Origin of the sequence: Calidifontibacter indicus, assembly GCF_003386865.1 — a bacterium.
In the GTDB taxonomy this organism is placed as follows: domain Bacteria; phylum Actinomycetota; class Actinomycetes; order Actinomycetales; family Dermatophilaceae; genus Yimella; species Yimella indica.
In genome coordinates, this window is record NZ_QTUA01000001.1 from 2,691,950 (window position 1) to 2,707,750 (window position 15,801).

10 protein-coding genes and 1 riboswitch are annotated in these 15,801 nt (G+C 69.0%); of the genes, 2 read left to right on the top strand and 8 right to left on the bottom strand.

Going from position 1 to position 15,801, the window contains the following annotated elements; all coding sequences use genetic code 11:
- Window positions 1–25 precede the first annotated feature (25 nt).
- Together hrpA and DFJ65_RS12840 are read right to left on the bottom strand one after the other, a co-directional pair.
- Window positions 26–3,955 (bottom strand): ATP-dependent RNA helicase HrpA, encoded by a 3,930-nt coding sequence (gene hrpA, locus DFJ65_RS12835; RefSeq protein ID WP_115923350.1) that lies wholly within the window; start codon window positions 3,953–3,955, stop codon window positions 26–28.
- 30 nt (window positions 3,956–3,985) lie between these two features.
- Window positions 3,986–4,852 (bottom strand): serine protein kinase RIO, encoded by an 867-nt coding sequence (locus tag DFJ65_RS12840; RefSeq protein WP_245950241.1) that lies wholly within the window; start codon window positions 4,850–4,852, stop codon window positions 3,986–3,988.
- A gap of 242 nt (window positions 4,853–5,094) precedes the next feature.
- Window positions 5,095–5,208: riboswitch (SAM riboswitch) on the top strand.
- A 63-nt stretch (window positions 5,209–5,271) separates the two neighbouring features.
- Here DFJ65_RS12840 and DFJ65_RS12845 point away from each other — a divergent pair.
- A complete protein-coding gene (locus DFJ65_RS12845) occupies window positions 5,272–6,651 on the top strand; it encodes a bifunctional o-acetylhomoserine/o-acetylserine sulfhydrylase (RefSeq protein ID WP_115923352.1) in 1,380 nt (459 codons plus the stop codon).
- A 58-nt stretch (window positions 6,652–6,709) separates the two neighbouring features.
- Here DFJ65_RS12845 and DFJ65_RS12850 read toward each other — a convergent pair whose 3' ends face one another.
- The 6 genes from DFJ65_RS12850 to DFJ65_RS12875 form a co-directional block, all read right to left on the bottom strand.
- Window positions 6,710–7,945 (bottom strand): DUF445 domain-containing protein, encoded by a 1,236-nt coding sequence (locus DFJ65_RS12850; RefSeq protein ID WP_342767519.1) that lies wholly within the window; start codon window positions 7,943–7,945, stop codon window positions 6,710–6,712.
- Window positions 7,946–8,115: 170 nt separating this feature from the next.
- Window positions 8,116–8,862, bottom strand: coding sequence for a DUF4352 domain-containing protein (locus tag DFJ65_RS12855; protein ID WP_115923353.1), 747 nt, complete (start codon window positions 8,860–8,862; stop codon window positions 8,116–8,118).
- Window positions 8,863–9,128: 266 nt separating this feature from the next.
- On the bottom strand, window positions 9,129–10,328 hold the full coding sequence (gene serA / locus DFJ65_RS12860) for a phosphoglycerate dehydrogenase (RefSeq protein WP_115923354.1): 1,200 nt from the start codon (window positions 10,326–10,328) through the stop codon (window positions 9,129–9,131).
- 28 nt (window positions 10,329–10,356) lie between these two features.
- On the bottom strand, window positions 10,357–11,607 hold the full coding sequence (locus tag DFJ65_RS12865; RefSeq protein ID WP_115923355.1) for a cytochrome P450: 1,251 nt from the start codon (window positions 11,605–11,607) through the stop codon (window positions 10,357–10,359).
- Complete coding sequence (locus DFJ65_RS12870) at window positions 11,604–13,277, bottom strand: HAD-IB family hydrolase (RefSeq protein WP_211308438.1); 1,674 nt, start codon at window positions 13,275–13,277, stop codon at window positions 11,604–11,606. Before DFJ65_RS12870 ends, DFJ65_RS12865 begins: the two co-directional genes overlap by 4 nt.
- A 9-nt stretch (window positions 13,278–13,286) precedes the next feature.
- Complete coding sequence (locus tag DFJ65_RS12875) at window positions 13,287–14,555, bottom strand: esterase/lipase family protein (protein WP_115923356.1); 1,269 nt, start codon at window positions 14,553–14,555, stop codon at window positions 13,287–13,289.
- A gap of 113 nt (window positions 14,556–14,668) precedes the next feature.
- Here DFJ65_RS12875 and DFJ65_RS12880 point away from each other — a divergent pair, with 113 nt between their 5' ends.
- Complete coding sequence (locus DFJ65_RS12880; RefSeq protein WP_170144089.1) at window positions 14,669–15,784, top strand: serine hydrolase; 1,116 nt, start codon at window positions 14,669–14,671, stop codon at window positions 15,782–15,784.
- Window positions 15,785–15,801: the final 17 nt, after the last annotated feature.

The window sequence follows — 15,801 nt, forward strand, 5'->3', positions numbered from 1 at the left end:
AATTTATCCGGCACCCGCGTCGGGCTCAGGCGGTGGCGTCCTCCACCTCGTCCATCGCCTTGAAGATCCGCTTGATCGAGACCGGACCGGCGGTGCCGAGCTTCTGCGCGAACAGGCTCACCCGCAGCTCCTCGATCATCCAGCGCAGCGCGACGACGTCGGGGTCGGTGCGGCGCCCGGCGGGCAGGCCGGCGAGCAGCTTGTCGAGTTCGGTGCGCACGTGGTCGACGTCGTCCTGGCGCTGCTCGTCGCGAGCCAGGTCGCCGGGTGCCTTCTGCGCCCGTTCGAGCATCGCGCGCAGGTAGACAGCCAACCGAGGCAACCGGTCGGCACCGGTGTCCGCCACGAAGCCGGGGTGGATCAGGTCGCCGTACTGCTTCTCCAGCTCGGCACGCAGACCGGCCACCGACGGGGCGGTCATCCGGTCGAGCACGAGCCGCACCTGCCGGGCGAGGTCGAGCACCGGCCCGACGAGGTCGACCACCTTGATCACTTCGGGCACGACCTGCTGCTTCACGACGTGCAACGCGCGCTCGTACTGCTGCGGGTCGCGGACGCGTCCGCCGGGCAGTTCTCGCGCGATGATCGCGTCGACGGCCGCGGCGAGGATGTCCTGGTGCAGCGCCTCTCGGCTCTCGTGCGGGTGGTTGCCGAGGGCCAGTTTCTGCCGGTTGTCGAGCAGCCCGAGGATGCGGTTCCACGGCACGTCGGTATTGAGCAACACCAGCCGCCGCACCCCGAAATGGGTCGCGTGGTCGCGTTCGGACGGATCGGGCAGCACCTGCACCGCGACCGAGTCGCCCTGATCGACCAGCGCCGGGTAACCGACGACGGTGCGGCCGCCGTTCTTCTGCTCGATGCGGTCCTGCAGCTGAAGGTCACCCCAGGAGCGAATTCCCTTGCGCTCCAACGCGGCTCCAACGCTCGACATCGCCTGCCGCACCGACCCCTGCAGCTGTTGCTGCAGCACAGACAGGTCTTTGCCCTCGGCCAGCTTCCGCCCGCCCTTGCCCTCCACCCGGAAGGTCATCCGCAGGTGGTCGGGCACGCGCGACCAGTCCCACTCGTCGTGCCCGACCCGCACCCCCGACCGCGCGAACAGCACGTCGGCGAGCGCGTCCACCAGGTCGCGTCCGTCGGACGGGTCCAGCTGTGCCACAGCTGCTTTCGCATGGTTCGGTGTCGGCACGAAGTGTTTTCGGGTGGCCTTCGGAAGCGACTTCAGCAGCGCGGTCACCAACTCCTCGCGCACTCCCGGCACCAGCCAGTCGAAGCCGACGTCGTGCACCTGGTTCAGCTGCTCCACCGGCAGGTGGACGGTGACTCCGTCGGCGTCCGACCCGGGGTTGAACTGGTAACTGAGGCGCAGTGCGAGATCGCCCTGTCGCCAGGTCTTGGGGAACTGCGAGACGTCGAGGTCGGCGGCGTCGTCGGTGAGCAGCAGTTCACGGGTGAAGGTCAGCAGCTTGGGGGTCTGTCGACCGACCCCCTTCCACCAGCGGTCGAAGTGCGCACCGGAGACGATGTCGTCCGGGAGTCGCTCGTCGTAGAAGTCGAACAGCACGTCGTCGTCGACCACGAGGTCGCGGCGGCGGGTGCGCTCCTCGAGTTCGCCCACTTCGCGCAGGAGCGCACGGTTGTCGCGCAGGAAGCGGTGGTGGGTCTGCCACTCCCCCTCGACCAGTGCGTGTCGGATGAACAGTTCCCGCGCGTACTCGCGATCGACCCGGCCGAACGACACCGGGCGCCCCGCGGCGAGTGGCACCCCGTAGAGCGTCACCCGTTCGCTGCAGATCGCCTGGGCCTGCTTCTTCTCCCAGCGCGGATCGGAGTAGCTGCGCTTGAGCAGGTGCTGTCCGGCGACCTCCACCCAGGCGGGGTCGATGCGGGCGTTGGTGCGAGCCCACAACCGGCTGGTCTCGACGAGTTCGCCGGCCATCACCCAGTCGGGTTGCGCCCGGAAGAGGACCGACCCGGGCTGGATCGCGAATCGTGCCTGGCGCGCCCCGAGGTAGTCGCGCGAGTCGCGGTCGCGCAGCCCGATGTGCGACAACAGACCGGTCAACAGCGCCCGGTGCACGGTGTCGTCGGCGGCCGGGTTGTCGCTCGGCGTCAGCTTCAGCTGCTTGCAGATCTGGCGCAGCTGTCCGTGGAGGTCCTGCCACTCCCGCACCCGCAGGTAGTGCAGGTATTCGCTCTTGCACATGCGCCGAAAAGCGCTGCCGGACAACGCTTTCTGCTGGTCACGTAGGTAGTTCCACAGGTTGAGCACGGTGAGGAAGTCGCTGCTGTCGTGCTTGAACCGCGCGTGCTGCTGGTCGGCCTGCGCCTTGGCGTCGGCCGGTCGCTCACGGGGGTCCTGGATCGACAGCGCCGCGACGATCGGGAGCACCTCACGCAGCGACCCGTTGCGCGCGGCCTCGACGATCATCCGGGCGAGGCGCGGGTCGACCGGCAGGGTGGCGATCGCGCGCCCGTCGGCGGTGAGCCGGCGACGGGCGCCGTCCGTCTCGACGGCGTTGAGCTCCTCCAGCAGCCGCAGGCCGTCGGCCACCTGCCGACTGTCCGGCGGCTCAACGAACGGGAACCGGGCGATGTCGCCGAGCCCGAGCGAGATCATCGCGAGGATGACCGATGCCAGGTTGGTGCGCAGGATCTCCGGGTCGGTGAACTCCGGACGCTGCTCGAAGTCGTCCTCGGAGTAGAGCCGGATGGCGATGCCGTCGGCGAGGCGCCCGCATCGCCCCGAACGCTGTCGCGCGCTGGCCTGCGAGATCGGTTCGATCGGCAGTCGCTGCACCTTGGTGCGCTGGCTGTACCGGGAGATGCGGGCGGTGCCGGTGTCGATGACGTAGCGGATGCCCGGCACGGTGAGCGAGGTCTCGGCGACGTTCGTGGAGACGACGATGCGGCGTCCGTCGTGGCGGGAGAACACCCGATGCTGTTCCGCGGCCGACAACCGGCCGAACAGCGGCACCACCTGGGTGTTCGGCAGCTTCATGCCTTCGAGCGCGTCGACGGCGTCGCGGATCTCCCGCTCCCCCGAGCAGAACACCAGGATGTCCTTCGGCCCGGTGTCCGAGTCGGGCTCGCTCCACAGTTCTTCGACGGCATCGACGATGCCGGCGACCTGGTCGACGTCGACGAGGGTCGGCGCGGCATCGGCGCCCTTGCCGGGCACCTCGCGCACCAGCGGCCGGTAGCGCACCTCCACCGGGTAGGTGCGCCCGGAGACCTCGATGATCGGCACCGGGTTGCCCTGTGTCGCAAAGTGTTCCGCGAAGCGTCCGGGGTCGATGGTGGCCGAGGTGATGATCACCTTGAGGTCGGGGCGCTTCGGCAGCAGCTGCTTGAGGTAGCCGAGGATGAAGTCGATGTTGAGCGACCGCTCGTGGGCCTCGTCGATGATCAGGGTGTCGTACTGACTGAGCATCCGGTCGCGCTGCAGCCCCGACAGCAGGATGCCGTCGGTCATCACCTTCACGAGGGTGTCGGCGCTGGAGGTGTCGGTGAACCGCACCTGGTAGCCGACGGCCTCGCCGAGCGGGGTGTCGAGTTCTTCGGCGATCCGCTCGGCGACCGAGCGGGCGGCGAGTCGGCGCGGCTGGGTGTGGCCGATGACCCCGTTCACCCCGCGGCCGAGTTCGAGGCAGATCTTCGGCAGCTGCGTGGTCTTGCCCGAGCCGGTCTCGCCGGCGATGACGACCACCTGGTGGTCGCGGATCGCCTCGGCGATCTCGTCCTTCGCGGCGACCACCGGCAGGTCGGGATAGGTCACCGTCGGCACGATCGAACGGCGGTGTTCGATCTGCTGCGGGGTGAGACCCGCCGGACGGCGCTGCGCGGACGCCGGGCGGCGCGACCTTCCTCGACGGTGGGATCGACCGGGTTGGCCGGGTTGACCGGGTTGAGTTGATCGGCGGTCTGCGGGCGTGGCGTTCTGGTCGGTCGTCATACGAATCGCCCCAGTCTCTCACCCCGCGCCTCAGAAGGCGTACGCCAGCAGTTCTGCGAACAACTCGTCGCCGTCACGCTCCAGCCCCTTCGAACTGAACCAGGTGCACACGTTGACGCAGTCGCGGTGCAGGAAGTCGGTGCCGTTGGGGTTGGCGATGAGGTCGAGCACTTGGGGCAGATCGATGAGCACGATGCCGTCGCGTCCGGCAAGGATGTTGTAGGCCGACAGGTCACCGTGCACGATTCCCTTGCCGCACAGCACGATCAGCGCCGATCTCAGCTGGTCGTACCACTGCGTGAGTTGATCACGCGACGGACGCGTGGCCGCGAGTCGGGGCGCCGGCGAGCCGTCGGCGTCGACGACGAGCTCCATCAGGATCTCGCGGTCGTCGATCTGCACCGGGTAGGGCACGGGCACGCCGCTGGTCCAGAGGTCGACGAGTGCCGACCATTCGGCCTGGGCCCAGACCCCGGTGGCGACCTGACGGCCGAACCGGGTCTTCGTCGCGACCGCGCGGGCCTCGCGGGAGTCCTTGATCCGGCGGCCTTCGGTGTAGCCGGCGTGGCGACGGAACGAGCGGTGCTCGGCGTCGCGGTAGCGCTTGGCGGCCATCACCGCCCGTTTGACCGGTGCGCCGCCGGCTGTCGGCAGGGCGGCGCGCTCGATGACGAAGACGTCGGCTTCCTTGCCGGTCTTCAGCACACCGAGTTCGGTGTCGATGGATTCGTCCTGGGTCACGACCCAGTCGGGGCGCGGCTGCGGGCCGCGTTGCAGGCGCTCGATGCTGCTCCAGGTCGACCAGCGCTGACCTTCGTCCAGGTCGTTCGGGGTCAGGAAGTCCGGCAGTTCGAGTGCGTGGACGGTCGGGGTGAGGTTGAGCGGGTCGTTCGACACGACGGGTTCTCCGTTCGAGGAAGGGTGGTGAAGCGCTGGGCGCGGCAGGCGCGCAGGACGGCGACAGTCATCGGTCTCCTCCTTCGAACGGGCACGCCCCTTCGTCGCGGAGCGTGCGGTGTGGCTCCAGGGTGCCCACCGGCCGGCGGGTGCCGCAACCGAATTTCCGGCACCCATCGGCGTGTCCGAATGGGGAGACGACACTTCAGGGTTCGGACAGTCGTCGGCCTACAATCGCGATAGGTCATGAGTGTCAGCGCGAAGCCCCGGCTCGCTGGCCGGCAACCCTCCGCCGCGGTGGGGTGCCCCGGGTGAAGACCTGGCCGAGGTGCAGATCATCTCGGCAAGCGCGGACGCGAAGAGGTCGCGCCGCCGCAGGCGGTCATCCGCCTGCACCCTTGCACCAGGAGGAGACGCCCGTGAGCGACGAGCAGACCACCCAGTCACAGCAGAGCACCGATCAGACCGCCGAGCAGACCCCGCAGGACCCGCGTGCCGGCTGGTCGTTCGAGACCCGGCAGATCCACGCCGGCCAGGTGGTCGACGAGACCACCGGCGCCCGCGCGCTGCCGATCTACCAGACCACCTCGTACGTCTTCAAGGACACCGAGCACGCGAAGAACCTCTTCGCGCTGAGCGAGTTCGGCAACATCTACACGCGTTTGATGAACCCGACGACCGACGCCGTCGAGCAGCGCATCGCCAGCCTCGAAGGCGGTGTGGGCGCCCTGCTGGTGGCGTCCGGTCAGGCCGCCGAGACCCTCGCGATCCTCAACATCGCCGAGGCCGGGTCGCACATCGTGGCCAGCCCGGCGCTCTACGGCGGCACGTTCAACCTGCTGAAGTTCACGCTGCCGAAGTACGGCATCGACGTGACCTTCGTCGACGATGCGAAGGACCCCGAGCAGTGGCGTGCCGCGGTGCGCCCGAACACCAAGCTGTTCTTCGCCGAGACCGTGTCGAACCCGAAGGCGGAGATCCTCGACATCGAGGCGATCGCGAAGGTGGCCCACGAGGCCGGCGTGCCGCTGGTCGTCGACAACACGATCGCCACGCCGTACGTGCTGCGCCCGATCGAGCACGGCGCCGACATCGTCGTGCACTCCGCCACCAAGTACCTCGGCGGTCACGGCACCTCGATCGCCGGCGTCATCGTCGACTCCGGCAACTTCGACTTCGGCAAGGACCCGGAGCGCTTCCCCAACTACAACACCCCGGAGGAGAGCTACCACGGTCTCGTCTACGCCCGCGACCTCGGTGTCGGCAGCCCGCTCGGCGCCAACCTCGCGTTCATCCTCAAGGCCCGCGTGCAGTTGCTGCGCGACCTCGGTGCGTCGGTTTCGCCGTTCAACGCGTTCCTCATCGCCCAGGGCATCGAGACCCTGAGCCTGCGGATCGAACGCCACCTGGAGAACACCCGCAAGGTCGCCGACTACCTCCTCGGGCACGACCAGGTGGAGCGCGTGGTGTGGGCGTCGCTGCCGGACAACGAGTACTACGACCTGGCGCAGAAGTACACGCCGCAGGGGTCGGGCGCGGTCGTCTCGTTCGAGATCAAGGGCGGCGTGGAGGCGGGCAAGAAGTTCGTCGAGGCGCTGCAGTTGCACTCGCACGTCGCGAACATCGGTGACGTGCGCTCGCTGGTGATCCACCCGGCCTCGACCACGCACAGCCAGGGCAGCGACGAGGACCGTCTCGCCGCCGGCGTCACGCCCGGCCTGGTGCGACTGGCCGTCGGCATCGAGCACATCGACGACATCCTCGCCGACCTCGACCTGGGCTTCATCGCGGCGAAGTAATCTCGCGGCTCCGGGGCCTCCGCCCGGCCCCCACCCCTCGCAAACAAACTTCCGACCCCTAGAGCAGCTGACTCAGGCTGTAGATGAGCAGGCCGACGAGGCCGCCGACGATCGTGCCGTTGATGCGAATGAACTGAAGGTCGCGTCCGACGTGCAACTCGATCCGCTGGGCGGCCTCGTTGCCGTCCCACCGGTCGATGGTCTGCGAGATGACCGTCGACAGTTCCCGGCCGTAGGTGCGCACGACGTAGCCGACGGTCTCCCCCAGGCGGCGGTCGAGCGAGGCGCGCAGTTCGTCGTCGCTCTCGACGCGGGCGCCGAGGTCGCGCAGCGCCACCACCAAGCGGGCGCGCAGTTCACCGTCCGGATCGTCGAGGGCGTCGATGACGGCCCGTCGCACCGAACCCCACAGCGACACCAACGAGTTGCCGACGGACGGGTGGGTGAGGAAGCGCTCCTTGAGCGCCTCGGCCTTGGCGATCGTGTCATCGTCGTGCTGCAGGTCGTCGGCCAGCGTGGCGAGCAGGTTGTCGAGCGCGACGCGGGCCGAGTGGTGCGGGTTGTCGCGCACATCGGCGAGCCACTTCACGATCTCGACGTGCACCCGCGCGGTCACGGTGTCGTCGAGCCACTTCGGCGACCACCACGGCGCCCGCTGCCCGAGCAGCGCCGTGATCGTCGCCTCGTTGGCCAGCGCCCAGTCGTGCAGTTCGCGCACCCCGATGTCGACCAGTCCGCGATGGGAACCGTCCTCGACGATGCCTTCGAGCAGGTGACCGGCGAGCGGGCCCACCGGTTCGCGGCCGAGACGGGGCAACAGGATGCTGTCGAGCAGGTGCCGCACCTCGTCGTCCTTGATCGACGCGACGGCCTTGGCCAGGGCCGGGGACGCCTCGGCGACCACCCGCTCGGCGTTGCCCGGCTGCTGCAACCACACCCCGAGCCGCCGGGGCACCTGTGCGCTGTCGAGCCGGGTGCGCACGTTCTCCTCGGTGAGGAAGTTCTCGGTGACGAAGTCCTCCAGGCTGGTCGCGATGGAGTCCTTGCGCTTGGGGATGATCGCGGTGTGCGGGATCGGGAGCCCGAGCGGGTGCCGGAACAACGCGGTCACGGCGAACCAGTCGGCGACGGCACCGACCATCGCGGCCTCGGAGGCCGCGTTCACATAGCCCCACACGCCGTCCCGCCCGTGGGTGACCACGAAGACGACCGCCGCGAAGACGAGCAGCCCCAACGCCACGGCGCGCATCCGGCGCAGGCCGCGGCGGCGCTCCTCATCACCCGCGGAGAGCACGGGACCTGTGGGTGCGGTGGTGGGTTCGGTGGTTATGGCCGCCTCCTGGGGCAGGTCACGGGGTCAACTCGCGGATTCAGCCGCGAGTTCATGGCCGACACACGAATGATCGGCCACACTCCCGAACGACGGGAGCGGGCCGATCATTCCGGTCCGTGGACGATCGGGCGTCAGCCCTGCCAGCCGTAGCCGGCCTCGGTGCCGCCCTTGTAGTCGCCGTTCCACAGGAAGGTGTACTTGCTGTAGTCCTTGTTCTTCGGCACCACGAAGACGACCTTGCCGCCGTACTCGGTCTTGTCGTCGTTGATCGACTCGACATCGATCATGTCCTTACCGAGCACCACGTTGTTCGAGCCGCTCGACGCGCGGGCGCAGTTGCGGCCGCTCTCGTCGACGAGCGAGAACGCCAGCGGGGTCGCGACGTAGAAGCCGTCCGAGCTGGTGCGCTTGAACTTCACGTCGAAGACCAGAGCCTGGGTGTCGGCGTCGTACGGGTAGTCCGAACCACCGTCCTTGGCCTCGCCCTTGGAGACCGTGAGGTCGAGCGTCGCGTTGCCGGTGTCACCCTGCACCGACTGGGTAGCGCCGTACTTCGCAACCTTGGTGTTGCCGCCCTTGACGATGAAGTAGGAGCTGGTGTTGTTGCAGGCCCCCGCCTGCGAACTCTGGGTGACCGCGCCGCCGGTCGACGAGGACGAGCTAGTGCTCGACTCGCTCGACGACGAGCTCGACTCGGTGGGGCTCGGGGTGTCGGAGCTGGTGGAGCTCGATGCGCTGCTCGAACCACCGTCGGTGCTTGAGGTGCTGCTGGCGGTGCTCTTGGCGACCGGCGGTGCGCTGTCCTGGCAGCCGGTCAGACCGAGCGTCGCGACGGCGACGACCGCCGCGGCAAGAGTGCGCTGACGCATGGTGTTCATGTGGTTTCCTCCTGAATTTCGTGTTCCCCCGTGCAACACGCCCGGCGTTCCTGTATCGGTGCGCATCCTAACGACGGCATGACGTGGTGCATCGCTTCGGTTGCGGCTCGAATCGCTCCGGTCGGTATGAAGTGGGCCCGTACCTTCCGTCGCATGTTCGTTCCTCCGACCCCGCTGCGGCCCGATCGGTTCCCACCGATTTGCCCAGATGCGGGATGGGTGTCGGGCCGAGGCCGGATCGGTGTCGGATCCGCGTCGGATCGGTGTCAGATCACCCGCAGTCGGATGGTCTCCGGCAGCGCGCGCAGTTCCGCGACGGCGGCCTCTGGCAGGTCACGGACGTCGGTGACCACATATCCGGTGTGGCCCAGCGTGCCGAGCAACTGGCCCTCGATGTTGACGCCGGCTCCGGCGAGGATGCCGTTGACGGTGGCCAGCACACCGGGGGTGTTTTGGTGGAAGTGCAGGATGCGGCGGTCGCCCGGGTGCCCCTCGAGGGTGAGCGCCGGCAGGTTGACGTTGAGCGTCGTCGTGCCGCGCTCGACGAAGTCGCGCAGCTTGGTCGCCACGAACCGGCCGATGTCCTCCTGGGCTTCCTCGGTCGAACCGCCGATGTGCGGGGTGAGCACGACGTTGGGGATGCCCTGCAGCGGCGACTCGAACCGGTCGCCTCGCGCCTTCGGCTCGACCGGGAAGACGTCGACCGATGCGCCGGCGATGTGACCGGCCTGCAACTGCTCGCGCAGCGCGTCGTAGTCGACCACGAAGCCGCGGGACAGGTTGAGGAACAGTGACCGCGGCCGCATCTTGGCGAACTGCTCGGCACCGAAGAAGCCCGCATTGCCGTCGCGACCGTCGACGTGCAGCGTGACGACCTCGGCGATCTCCAGCAGTTCGTCCAGCGAGTCGCAGCGCTTGGCGTTGCCGAGTGCCAGCTTGTCGTCGGTGTCGTAGAAGTAGACCTGCAGGCCGAGCATCTCGGCCACGACCGACAACTGGCTGCCGATGTTGCCGTAACCGACGATGCCGAGGCGGCGACCGCGGATCTCGTGGCTGCCCTTGGCGTTCTTGTCCCAGACCCCGGCGTGCAGCGCGGTGTCCTTCTCGGTGAGCCGGCGGGCCATCACGATGATCTCGGCAATGGCGAGTTCGACGACGCTGCGGGTGTTGGAGAACGGCGCGTTGAACGCGACGATGCCGCGGCGGGCCGCGGCGTGCTTGTCGATCTGGTTGGTGCCGATGCAGAAGGCACCGATCGCCTGCAGGCTGTCGGCCGACTCGATCACCTTGGCGGTCACCTCGGTCTTCGACCGGATGCCGAGCAGGTCGACGCCCTTGAGCGCCTCGATCAGTTCGTCCTCGTCCATCGCACCGGCGTGCGTCACGACCTCCATCCCGGAGTCGCGCAGCAGCGCTTCGGCCAGCGGGTGGATGTTCTCCAACAACAGTGCCTTCACGCGGGCCATTGTGACAGTGCGCCGCGAGCGGCCCCGCTCAGGTCCGTGATGCGGGCGCCCGGCCGAAGTCGACGTCGACCCGCTCGAACCCGCGGATCACGAACGTCGGGTGGTAGGTCGGGCGCTCGATCAGCCGTACCTCGGGGGCCTGCCGGGCGATGCGGGTGATCATCGCCGACAGTTCGGCACGAGCCAGCGGTGCGCCGATACAGAAGTGCACGCCCGCGCCGAAGCCGATGTGGGTGCTCTCCCCACGCGCGGCATCGAAGGTGTCGGCGCCGGGGAACCGCTCCGGGTCTCGGTTGGCCGAACCGAACAGCATCGCGATCCGCTCCCCCACCTCGAAGGTGCGACCGGCGATCTCGACCGGTTCGAGCACCCAACGCTCAAACATCTGCAAAGGCGGGTCGAAACGCAGCATCTCCTCGACGACCACGGTCGGCTCCACCTCACCACCGGTCACCCGACGCCACTCGTCCGGCCGCTGCAGCAATGCGTTGAGGCCGTTGCCGAGGGTGTTGACCGTGGCCTCGTGGCCGGCGTTCAGCAGCACGATCACGGTACAGACGATCTCGTCGACACTGAGCCGGTCGCCGTCGTCGGCCACCTGCACCAGCTCCGACACCAGGTCGGTGCCGGGGTGTGCCCGCCGGTCGTCGATGAGCTCGCGGACGAAATCGACGAACTCCCCCGCCGCCTGCTCCGCGTCGGCCCGCTGCTGATCGGTGGGTGCGATCTCGTACATCTTGACGATCGCGTGCGACCAGCGCAGCAGGTCGGGGCCATGCTGTTGGGGCACGCCCAGCAACTCGCAGATGACCGAGATCGAGAACGGTTGCGCGAGCTCGGCGACGACATCGGTCGACGGCCGCTGGAGCACCGCACCGAGGGCCGCGTCGGCCAACTCGCCGATGCGGGGCTCGAAGTCGCGCACCGCCTTGGCCGTGAACACCTTCGTCACCAACCGGCGGATCCGGGTGTGGTCCGGCGGCTCGAGGTTGAGCAGCGACCACCGCTCCGACTCGACGAACCGCGGGAACTCCTGCTCCAGGTCAGCCAACCCCGGACGTCCGAATTCAGCTGGGGTGTAACGGTGTTCGAAGCTTCTCCCGAGCGATCGGTTGCGCAGGGCCGCGTGCACGTCGGCGAACCGCGGCAGCAGCACGACGCCGCGCTCGGCGTACGGGATGGCACGTCCGGCGTCCCGCAACCCGGCGAGCACCGGGTAGGGATCGGCGATGAAGGCCGGGTCGGACGGGGCGAAGCCGAGGTCAGCTGCGTCGGTCACGAGGCGTCTCCGGTGGTCTTTCTGGTCGATGTCTTCTTGGTGGTCGTCTTCTTCGCCGGGGTGTTCGCAGCCGTCCTCTTGGCGGTCGTCTTCTTCGCCGGGGTCTTCGCAGCCGTCTTCTTGGCGGTCGTCTTCTTGGCGGTCGTCTTCTTGGCGGTCGTCTTCTTGGCGGTCGCCTTCTTCGCCGGGGCCTTCGCGGTTGCCTTCTTGGCTGTCGCCTTGCGCCCCTTGGCGGTGTTCGCCGCGATCGCCCGCTCGATGTCGGGCAGATCCTGCTGCGGGATCCGTCCGCCCGGGTAGGTCGAGGCGACCTGGTCGATGCTCGTCGCCTTCAGACCCTTGGCGTCGTCGGGAAGGATCCGCGAGATGGCCGCCATGATCCGCTCGGTGTCGGCTTCCTCGGAGTCGTAGGCGAGGTCGACCGGCGTGCCGATGTTGACGGTGATCTTGGGCGGGTTGCGGAAGCTCAACACGTTCGGGGTCGACGACGACCGCGGCCAGACCACTTCGGTGCCGCTCACCGCGAACGGGATGACCGGCGCCTTCGACATCGCCGCCAACCGGGCGGTGCCCGGGTAACCCTCGAGCGTGTCGGAGAAGAAGTCGAGTCCGCGCGGGATGGTGCCCTGCGGCATGACGCCCACGAGGTCGCCGCCGGCGAGCGCCACCGCGGCCTCCTCGAGCGGGTCGGCCGCGTCGGGGTCACGCTTGTCGCGGTCGACCCGCACCCCACCGAGCATCCGAAGCACCGGGCCGAGCAAGGGCACGTCGAACAGTTCGCGTTTGGCGAGGAAGCTTGCCCCGCGGCCGGTGCGCCCCATCACCACCGCCATCGTGGCCATGTCGAAGTAACTGCGGTGGTTGCCGGCCAGAATGGCCGCGCCCTCAGCGGGGATGTTCTCCAGACCGTTGATCTCGAACCGGACGTAAGGGAAGGTCTCGGGCCGCGTCAGCATCATCGCCAACCGCCGGGCCTCGAGGTTGACCACCGGGAAGGTGAGCGTGCCGGGCGGTGCCTCGAACGACAGGATCGGCCACCGCTTCGCGATCGCCACCACGAGCAGCCGCGGGTCGGGGTTCACCGCGCCCGGGTTGCCGACCGCGCCGAGCAGCGGCACGTCGTAGATGGAGTCGGAGTACGCGAACGATTCGGACAGGTCGATGTCGTGCTCGCGCGCCCACTCCTTGACACTCGCCAGCTTGCCCCACGACCACACGAACCGGCCGTCCTGCTTGCCGTTGTACAACCCGTCGTCGCCCACCTGGTAGCGGGTGGCGATCACGTCGTCGAACCCGAGCGCGTCGGCGAGCGGCTTGATGAGGTGGTGCGGTGTGGTCGTCGCCATCACCACCTTGCGCCCGGCCTCGTGGTGCTGCGCGATGAGGATCTTGGCGAACGGACCGATCTGGTCGACCAGCGACTGCGCCGCCCGGCGCGCCGCGTCGTCGAACGCGCCGCCGGGTTTGCCGGCCGCGACCAACACGGCCTGGCGCGCCAGCGCGATCGAACCCAGCGTCTCGCCGAACGCGTTCATCCACCAGAAGAGCACCGACTCCCCCGGCAACTTCGAGCTGACCACCCCGCTCTCACGCATCGCACGGGACAGAGCGGGACCGGACGCCTTCCGCAGAAGCGTCCGGTCGAGGTCGAAGAAAGCAGCGCCGGCCATGACGCGAGGTTAGTGGTTGGCGGCCGCGGTCGGCAGCGGCTCCACCTCAAGACGCCGGGCGATCACGTTGAACACCCGGGGATCGTTGAGCAGATCGAGGTGGTTGACGCCGCCGACGTACTCGACCGCCCACGTGTCGCCACCCAGGCCGGCGGCCGACGAGCGCGACACCATGCCGTCGCCGAACGGTCGTCCCCACCACGCCTTCGGCTGCGGCGCGATCATCCCGACGACCGCGAGGTGCCGGATCGGGTGGTGATGGCGTCGTTCGCTGGAGCGATGGTCGTGCGGGTCGTCGGGGTCGTAGCCCTTCCAGTCGGCCTCGACGAGATTGCCGTGCCGCAGGTCCTTGATGCCCTGGCTGCGGAAGCGCAGCAGATCGCCTGCCCAGCGGGTGGCGGTGTGTTCGGTCAGCCGGCCGGCGACGAGGTTGACCCCCTTCTCCAACAACGCACCGTGGTACGGCGTGCCGAGGGTGATCGTGTCGGTCACCAGGCCCGCCCAGGGCGCGCCCGGGGCGGCCTGCAGCAGCGAACTGTGCACGACGAGGCCGCCCATCGAGTGCCCGACGAGCACCACCCGGTCGACCGGCACCGGCCACCGTGCCACGAGTCGGGCGAGCAACCGGCCCAGATCGCGTCCGTTGGTCGAGACGCGTTGGCCGGTGTTGTAGCGCATCCACAGTGCCGACCAGTCACCGTGCGCTTCCAGTCGGCGACCGTAGGACAGCCGCCGACCTTCGTCGTCGCGACTGGCGCGCCGTTTCCACATCTGCTCGGTGCCGACGAACCCGTGCACGAACACCACGATGTTCGACGCCGCATCGGGGTAGGCGTTGGCCAGACCGGCCTTGGTCACCGGCACGTCGTAGCCCGAGCGGCGCAGGGTCATCGGGTAGGAGATCGGCAGGTCGATGTCGGCGAGTCGGTCGCCGGTGAACCCCTGCACGAACGCGGCCACCGAGACGGCACGCTTGCGCACGACGCGGCTCGGAGTCTGCTGGGCGATGGTGTCGGCGGCCGGTCGCACGATCGCGCCGGTCGCATCGAGGGCGGCGCCCAACGTGTTGTAGGTGCTGCGCACGACCAGGTCGTGGGCCAACTCGACCGGTGTCGTGACCGGCCCGAAGACGGTGCGCGCTTTACCGAACACCTTGGTGGCCGCGGCGCCGTGGGCGTCGCACAGCGTGGCGATGACGCCGCGGGCGTCCTCACCGGCGACGGCTGCGCGCCGCGTGTCTCCTGCTCCACTTGTGGTGGTGTTGCGAGTGGCTGGCATGGTGTCCTTCCTGCCGGGCGTGCAGTTCGGCAGCGCCGAACTGCACCCCGATGCTACTTCCCAGTAGCACCCCGATGTGGCCAGTAAGGTGCCGTGCGGGAGGAGGCCGACGAATGAAGCGACCTACGGCGCCACGCCGCGCCGCCGTCCTGTCCGCGCTGACATCCCTCCCCGTCGCATTGGCCGGCTGCACCGGCAGTCCGGCGCCCGCACCGACCGATGCTTCCTCTCCGGCGTCCGTCACGAGTTCCTCGACCACCACCTCGACCTCGAGCAACGCGTCACCCCCGGTGGTCACGGCCGACGGCGTCGACCCGAAGGCATGGACGGCGGTCGACGCGAGCGCGCGGCGGGCGGGCGGCATCGTGGCGTTGCTCGCGGCCGTCGTGTCGCCGTCCGGACAGGTGCGGGTGGTGCACCGCACCGGCTCGACCGACCTCCGCCCGATCGCGTCGGTTGCCAAGCTCTACGTGATGGTGGCCCTGCTCGACGCCCTGCGCGACGGAAAACTGACGTGGAACACCGCCATCACCGTTCGAAGCCAGGACATCTCGGCTGGCAGCGGGTCGCTCGCCGGACGCGGCGTCGGAGCCCGGGTGACGGTGTTCGAGGCGGCCCGCCTGATGTTTCAGGAATCCGACAACACCGCCACCAGCGCTTTGATCCGCACCCTCGGCCAACCTGCGATGGCCACCGCACTACGCGAGACCGGGCACTGCGCGCCGGACCGGATGACCCCGTTCCTCACCGTGCGTGAGGACCTCTGGCTGCTCTACTCCGCCGGGGCCGCGGGTGCCCGGTCGCAGTGGGCGGTAGCCAGCCCCGCCGAGCGCACCCGGCTCATCTCGCCGGCCACCAAATCCCCCGCCGCGTTCCACGGTGCACCCGCCTGGCGCGCCGGCCTCGGTTACGTTGCCAGTGCCGAAGACATCGCCCGGGCCTGGGCGGTGATCGCCGACCGCGTGCGCACCCTGCGGTCCACAGGTGCAGCGTCGGTGATGACGGTGCCCTCGCCCGGGTTCACCCGGCCGACCGGGTGGTCGACGGTGTGGTTCAAGAGCGGCGCCCTCGACAGCGTGCGCGCCGGCACCTGGTTTGCACCGGCCTCGGGGAGGTCGCCGAACGGCCGTGTGGTTGTCGTGCTCGCCGCCGACGGTCCCGGCGAATCGGGGGTTGCCGCGATCGGCGGTGCGGCGGCGGCGCAGCTCGAGCGCTACGCGACACCCTGAAGCGCTCCGAAGCGTCC

Coding starts and splice junctions, on each gene's coding strand:
- serA (WP_115923354.1), bottom strand. CDS start 10,328: ATGGCCCGCGTGAAGGCACTGTTGTTGGAGAACATCCACCCGCTGGCC.
- DFJ65_RS12875 (WP_115923356.1), bottom strand. CDS start 14,555: ATGCCAGCCACTCGCAACACCACCACAAGTGGAGCAGGAGACACGCGG.
- hrpA (WP_115923350.1), bottom strand. CDS start 3,955: ATGACGACCGACCAGAACGCCACGCCCGCAGACCGCCGATCAACTCAA.
- DFJ65_RS12870 (WP_211308438.1), bottom strand. CDS start 13,277: ATGGCCGGCGCTGCTTTCTTCGACCTCGACCGGACGCTTCTGCGGAAG.
- DFJ65_RS12880 (WP_170144089.1), top strand. CDS start 14,669: ATGAAGCGACCTACGGCGCCACGCCGCGCCGCCGTCCTGTCCGCGCTG.
- DFJ65_RS12855 (WP_115923353.1), bottom strand. CDS start 8,862: ATGAACACCATGCGTCAGCGCACTCTTGCCGCGGCGGTCGTCGCCGTC.